General features: G+C 57.9%; 4 protein-coding genes. 3 read left to right on the plus strand and 1 reads right to left on the minus strand.

What is annotated here, in order from left to right:
• Positions 1-114 precede the first annotated feature (114 nt).
• From B5D61_RS22130 to B5D61_RS22140, 3 genes are all read left to right on the plus strand, one after another.
• A complete protein-coding gene (locus B5D61_RS22130; RefSeq protein ID WP_176159618.1) occupies positions 115-1,581 on the plus strand; it encodes a GTPase domain-containing protein in 1,467 nt (488 codons plus the stop codon).
• Between the two features lie 578 nt (positions 1,582-2,159).
• A complete protein-coding gene (locus tag B5D61_RS22135; protein WP_078815623.1) occupies positions 2,160-4,430 on the plus strand; it encodes an outer membrane protein assembly factor BamB family protein in 2,271 nt (756 codons plus the stop codon).
• A gap of 27 nt (positions 4,431-4,457) precedes the next feature.
• Positions 4,458-6,086 carry an outer membrane protein assembly factor BamB family protein gene (locus tag B5D61_RS22140; RefSeq protein ID WP_078815624.1) on the plus strand — a complete coding sequence of 543 codons (1,629 nt, stop codon included), beginning with the start codon at positions 4,458-4,460 and terminating at the stop codon, positions 6,084-6,086.
• Positions 6,087-6,334: 248 nt separating this feature from the next.
• On the opposite strand, the gene B5D61_RS22145 is transcribed toward B5D61_RS22140, so the two are convergent.
• The coding region (locus tag B5D61_RS22145) for a transposase (RefSeq protein ID WP_078815625.1) at positions 6,335-7,009 on the minus strand (675 nt) is incomplete at its 5' end.

The following is a 7,009-nucleotide window of genomic DNA, read 5'->3' on the forward strand; positions in this document are numbered from 1 at the left end:
CCTCGGCCACCTCCTTCCCGTTTCCTTTCTGACGGATGACCATCTTTTTGTGATAAAGAACTCATCACTTGAGTTGCGAATGTGGTCGGACTGTTTCACATGCTTCCAGTTATCATGCCACCCCCGCCAGGCATCACCCCACCAGCCTCGGACATCGTCACTCTGAGTTTGATCTCGCATACGAATGCGGGCAAGACGACGCTCGCCCGAACCCTCCTCCGCAAAGATGTGGGTGAAGTGAAGGATGCCGCGCATGTGACTCTCTTCAATGAATCCTTCACCCTGTTGGAGGAAGAGGCGCGTTTGCTACGGCTCTGGGATACACCGGGCTTTGGTGATAGCGCTCGCCTTTTGAAGCGACTGAAGCGGGAGCGTAATCCGGTGCTGTGGTTTCTCTCTCAAGCCTGGGATCGCATCTCTGACAAGCCGCTGTGGTGCAGCCAGCAGGCCTTGAAGAACGTGCGTGATGAAGCCGATGTGGTGCTCTATCTGGTCAATGCCACGGAGCCCCCAGAAGTGGCCGCCTACATCGCGCCTGAGATGGAGATCCTGAGCTGGGTGGGTAAACCGGTGCTGGTCTTGCTGAATCAAACCGGCCCGCTGAGTGATCCCGAAACGGAAGAGGCTGAGCTGGCCACATGGAAGACGCATCTGGCCACCTGGCCTCTGGTGCGTGACGTGCTGCGCATGGATGCCTTTGCCCGCTGCTGGGTGCAGGAAGATAAGCTGATGGATTGCCTGACGCCCCTGCTCTCCGAGCAGAAGGCCGAGCCCTTCAAGCATCTGAAGAAAGCCTGGCGGCAAAGAAATCTGGATGTGTTCAATCAATCCAGCCGTGTCTTGTCTGAACTGCTCACCGCAGCCGTGGTGGATGGCATCGAGGTGCGCAATGAAACGCTCTTGGAGCGTGTCGGCTTTGGCCGCACCGAATTGAATCGTGAGTATCAGGAGTCACGTGAAAAGCTGGCCACGCATCTGGCAGATCGCATGACTGCGGCGACGAATGCGTTGATCCGCTTGCATGGCTTGGAAGGTGAGTCCGCACGTGCACTCGGTGCGTTGGCCAAGGAGCAGTTCCATTCACCGCAAGCGGTGCCTGAAGCCATCTGGAGTGTCGTGGGCAGCTTCGCCGGTGGTGCCATGGGTGGCCTGATCGCAGACTTGAAGATGGGCGGCATGACCTTTGGTGGCGGTGCCTTGGTGGGCGGCTTAGCCGCAGGCCTTGGAGCTTATGCGCTGATCTTGAGCTATAACCTTGTGCGTGGTGAAGATCATCGCCTGCATTGGTCTCGAGAACACTTTCGTGAGCAAGTGCGCTTAGCCATCCTCACCTATCTAGCCGTGGCTCACTTTGGCCGCGGTCGTGGTGAATGGCAGGAGAGTGTGGAGCCCGAGCATTGGAACCGTGTCGTGGATGAAGTGCTGCAAGAACATCTCGAAGGCGTGGATCGTTTGTGGCGTGATGGCGTGCAGAAAGGTGTGTTGCCTTCTGCATTGTCAAAGGCGGCGCTTCCGTTGGTGACGGATTGCCTCTCATGCACACTCGCTCGTTTGTATCCCGATGCAGAGATCGAGATCTAAGCGCGTTTTATTCACAGTGAGATGGGTATAACTGCATCTCATCCGCATGCATGATGGGCTGAAACAAAGAGACCCTCCGGCATGCGGAGCCGGAGGGTCTGGTTTGGCGATCCAGCAACCAACAACAGTGAGGATCGTTGGCACGAAAGTCTTAGCTGAGGAATAGCTGCAACATCGTGTGCCTGTCAGGATTAACCTCAACAGACAGGCGGAGGTTAAAAAGTTTTATCCACCGCGTCAACCCACGGGGTTGTTTTTTGCAAAAACGGAAAGAATTATCATATTTGAGAACCCTTTTTTCCGTTAAAATCCTGATAATTTTAGAAGAAAGTGCCTTGACAGGGGTGTGCATAAGCAACTGTTCATGTGAATAAGTCCAATAAGATCCACCGCATTGCCATGGCTTCGAGAAGGGTTTCATGCAGCCTGAGAAAGATGGTGCGGGCCATTTTCGTTCCTGTTCTTCGCCCATCTTCAGAGAAGTGGGCTGGTCCTGAACCTGTCAGCGAAACTGATTGAAGATGTGCCAGTCACGCTGACGTTGGCACATCCCCACCCCCAGCCAGGACTTTCTTCACATGGTCACCCATCGCTTTCATCGCACCGCCACGTGGTCCGCATTCGCGGCGTCTCTTTTGACCCTCTCCCTCCACGCCAATGATTGGCCCACCTGGCGTGGTCCCCTTCAGACCGGTGTCAGCCTGGAGCATTACACCAATGCCGGAGGCCTCCCCGAAACCGCCGCCTGGACCTACGATGCCCGCAGCCGCGGCACGCCGGTCGTCTTCGAGGGCAAGGTGATCCTCTGGGGCTACCGCGGAGAAACCACGGACCTGACCGAACTCCTGACCGTTCTGGATGCGAAGACGGGCGAGAAGATCTGGGAAGTGGCGTTTTCAGACTACCTGAGCGACTCCATCTACAACCGCTACGCCATCGGTGCGCCGACGGTGGACCCGGAAACGAAGCGCATCTACCTGGTCAGCAATGCGGGCCTTTTCATGTGCTATGAGATGGACGGCAAGAAGGTCTTTGAGATTCCTTTGATGGAAGATCTGGGCCGTATGACCTTCCCCAACGCCCGTGTGGGGAGCCCCGTGATCGAGGGCGACCTGGTGCTCACGCACTTCATTTACTCCAACTGGGGTGCCGATGGCCCGGCCGCTGACCGCATCTATGCCTTCGATAAGAAGACGGGAGAGCTCGTCTGGTGGGCTCGCCCCGGTGTCGTCCCCCCCGTGGACAGCTCCTACTCCACCCCCGTGCTGGAGACTCGCGATGGCAAACGTGTGGCCTACTACGCCACAGGCTGCGGCCACGTGGTCTGCGTGAATGCCCGCAATGGCCAGACCTACTGGAAGATGCCGATCTGCAAAAACGGGGTGAACGCCTCCGTGGTGCTGCACAAAGGCAACAAACTCATCGCCATCCACAACGATGAAAACGTGGACAGCTCTGAAAAAGGCCGCCTCGTCGCCATTCGCCTGCCGGAAAAACTGACCGCCGCCCCTGGACCTGAGAGCACCGTCCTGGAAGGGGCTGAGATCTGGAGACAACCCCTGGGAGCCACCAGCAGTTCTCCGATCGTCGTCGATGACTTTGTCTATCAGCTCACCGACGGTGGTGAACTCTACTGCATCAACGCCGAGTCCGGCGAAGAACTGTGGAAGAAGAAACTGAGCAATGCCAACCTGCACTCCTCCCCCTTGTATGTGGATGGCCTGCTGTATTGCCCCATGATGGAGGGCAAACTCGTCGTCGTGAAAGCCGGTGCGAAGGACGCTGAGATCGTTCAGGAGATCAAATTGGAAGGTCAGTGCCTGGGGGCCCCCTCCGTCTGCGATGGTGTGCTGTATGTCACCACCACCGAAAGGCTGTATAGCTTCCCCATCCCCAACAGCGGCATCAAGGTGGACCCAGTCCCTGCGGTGCAAATCCCCAAAGCAGGTGCCCCTGCCGCCCTGCAGATCATCCCCGCCGAAGTGACCATGATGAGTGGTGGCAAGCAGAGCTTCCGCGTGCGTAGCGTGGATGCCAATGGCTTTGTCGTCAGTGACGATGTCAAAGGCGTGAAGTGGGAAACCTTCATCCCGCCCACGGCGAAAGTGAAGGCCACGATGGATGCCAAGTTCAACGACGCCGGTGAGTTGGTCGCCGCCGCAGATGCGAAGGAAAGCGCCGGGGCCTTCAAAGCCACCGCCGAGGGCTTGTCCGGCACCATTCGTGGCCGCGTGCTGAAAAATCTGCCACTCATCGAAAACTTCGATGAGTATGAGCTCCATGAAGATCAGCCCAGCGAAGGCGTGAAGTTCTCTTACCCGCCGCTGCCATGGATCGGTGCCCGCTTCAAGTTCGACATCCGTGAGCTGAACGGTAACAAGGTGTTTGCGAAGACCTTCGACCGCCTGCTCTTCCAGCGTGCCACCGTGTTCGTCGGTCCCTCCCATCTCTCCAACTACACCATGCAAGCTGATGTCCTCACCGATGGCAGCGCCCGTGCGAAGTCGGACATCGGCATGGTGAACCAGCGCTACCTCATCTGTCTGCGTGGCAATGCCAACAAACTGGAAATCAGCTCCAACCTGGAGCGCCTGAAGCAGGATGCCCCATTCAAGGTGTCCCCCAACACCTGGTATACGCTGAAGACCCGCGTGGATGTCCATGAGGACGGCAGCGGTGTGGTGCGTGGCAAGGTGTGGGCGAAAGATCAGCCTGAGCCTGAAGCCTGGACCCTGGAAGCCAAAGTGGCCAACGCCCACAAACAAGGCAGCCCCGGCATCTTCGGCTTCACCCCCCTCAACCAGAAGCGTGTTTATCTGGATAATTTGAGCATCACTCCGAACAAGTAACGCGTTCATTGTCTAATTGCCTTTCACATGAAGCTGAAAAACACCCTCCTACTCGCGCTTCTCAGCGCCTCTTCTCTCCACGCGGCCGATTGGCCCGAGTGGGGTGGCGGTAAGACCCGCAACATGGTGTCCGAGGAAAAAGGACTCCCCACGGATTTCGATCCCGGTAAAAAATACGGTCCCAAAGCAGCCCCGAAGATTGCTGGACGCCTCCGCCCCAACGCGGAAGAAGCCAATAAAGGTCCGGGCGCTGAAGACATCGACATGAGCACCACCAAGAACTGCCTCTGGGTGGCCAAGCTCGGCTCCCAGACCTACGGCACACCCGTGGTGGCCAATGGCACCGTCTATGTCGGCACCAACAATGAGTCTCCACGTGATCCGAAAAACATCGGCGACCGTGGCATCGTCATGGCCTTCGATGAGAAGACCGGAGCCTTCAAATGGCAGATGGTGAGTCCGAAAATGGGAAGCGGTAAGGTGAATGACTGGGAATACCTCGGCATCTGTGCCAGCCCGACCATCGTTGGCAATCGTGCCTACGTGCCGAGCAACCGCTGCCAGATCGTCTGCCTGGACGTGGAAGGCATGGCCAACGGCAACGATGGCATGAAAGAAGAAGCCGACTTCATGGCTGTGCCAGACAAGGACGGTAAGCTGACCCCCATCCAGCCCGGCGATAAAGATGCCGACATCATCTGGGTGTATGACATGTATAAAGAACTGGGCGTCTTCCAACACAACGCCACCTCCGGTTATCCCCTGATCATCGGTGACAAGCTGTTCGCCCCTACCTGCAACGGCGTGGACTGGACTCACACCAACATCCCGTCTCCACAGTCCCCCAGCTTCATCATGCTGAATGCCAACGATGGCTCTCTCATGGGTGAAATGGATCATGTGGCGAGTGAGCGCGTGCTGCATTGCTCCTGGTCCAGCCCGACCTACACCGAAGTGAATGGCAAGCCGATGATCATCTTCGCCGCCGGTGACGGCTGGGTCTATGCCATGGCTCCAGAGACGGAGAAGAAGGACGACTTCGACATCCTCAAAGAATACTGGCGCTATGATGCCAACCCACCTGAGTATCGTAAAAACGATGCCGGTGAGCCCATCAAGTATGTGGAATACGATGGCCCAAGTGAAATCATCGCCACGCCTGTGGTGCATGACGGTCTGGTCTATGTAAACATCGGTCAGGACCCAGAGCACGGTGAAGGCGTGGGCATGCTGAGCTGCATCGACCCGAAAGGCAGCGGCGATATCTCCGGTAAAGCCGTCTGGACCTTCAAGGGCATCGAGCGCTCCATCTCCACCCCTGCCGTCAAGGACGGGCTGGTTTACACCGCTGACTACACCGGCCGTGTGTTCTGCCTGGACGCCAAGACGGGTGAAGAATACTGGAAGTTCGATACCAAAGGTCACATCTGGGCCAGCCCGCTCATCGCAGACGGTAAGCTCTACATCGGCAATGAAGAAGGTGAACTCTTCATCCTGGCCGAGGGTAAAGAGCTGAAAGAGATCCAGACCATCGAGTTCCCATCCCCACTGCTCGGCGGTGTGGTGGCTGCCAATGGCTGCCTCTACGTGCCAACCCACACCCACCTCTACTGCTTCAAAGAAGGTGGCAAGCCTGTGGAAACGGCCGCCAAGTAATCGGCAGCTCAAACGCTCGATTCATCCATCACGGGTCGAAGGGAAACCTTCGGCCCGTTTGATTTTCCCTGCCCGCCCATCCATCAAACGTGAATCATGAATGCCTCACCGTCGGAGGCACCGAGAGGGTCCTTCGCGGAACGCTCCTGGATTCATGGGGAGTGACGAGCTCTTCGTCTCATATCAGGCGGGTATCAGAGGGGCTTGCGGTCCAAAGGACCGCCGGATTCAGCCCAGCAACTGTGTTTTCAAGCAAGGGAAATTTGAGGGTTTTTGAGGGCTGCGTTGAGCAGAATGAGGAGTTTCCTGGCGACGGCGATGAGGGCTACTTTGGCCGGTTTGCCAGCCGTGCGCAGCCGTTGGTAGAAGGCTTTGAAAACCGGGTTTTTGCGCACGGCATTCAGGCTGGCTAGGTAAAGGGTACGCCGCACGGGGGCACGGCCGCCGCTGATACGGCGCTGGCCCCGCCACTGGCCGCTGTCGCGGTTGAACGGTGCTAGGCCTGCAAGTGCCGCGGCCTGCTCGCGTTTGAGGGAGCCGAGTTCGGGCATGTGGGCGCACAGGCACAGGGCGCTGCGCCAGTCGATGCCAGCCGCTTCATCCAGCCGTTGTGACCTGGCCTGAAGTGCGGCGTTTTCAGCGGCGACTTCGCGCATCAAGGTTTCGAGTTTGACGATTTCCAGGTTCAAGTTGGTCATGAGGCGTCTGATCTGGGCCGCCAACCAAAGGTCGGCATGTTGACGCAGGCGGGTTTTATAGCGGGCGCGCTCCTCAACGAGGCTGTCGCGCTGGGCCACCAGCAGGGCCAGACGGGCAGTGGCGGGATCTGCGGGTGGAGTGGTCGCAGGCTTGAGGGCGGAGCCATAAGCAGCAAGGATGGAGGCATCGATGCGGTCGGTCTTGGCCAGGCGGTTTTGAGCGCG

This window comes from Prosthecobacter debontii (assembly GCF_900167535.1).
Classification (GTDB): Bacteria; Verrucomicrobiota; Verrucomicrobiia; order Verrucomicrobiales; family Verrucomicrobiaceae; genus Prosthecobacter; species Prosthecobacter debontii.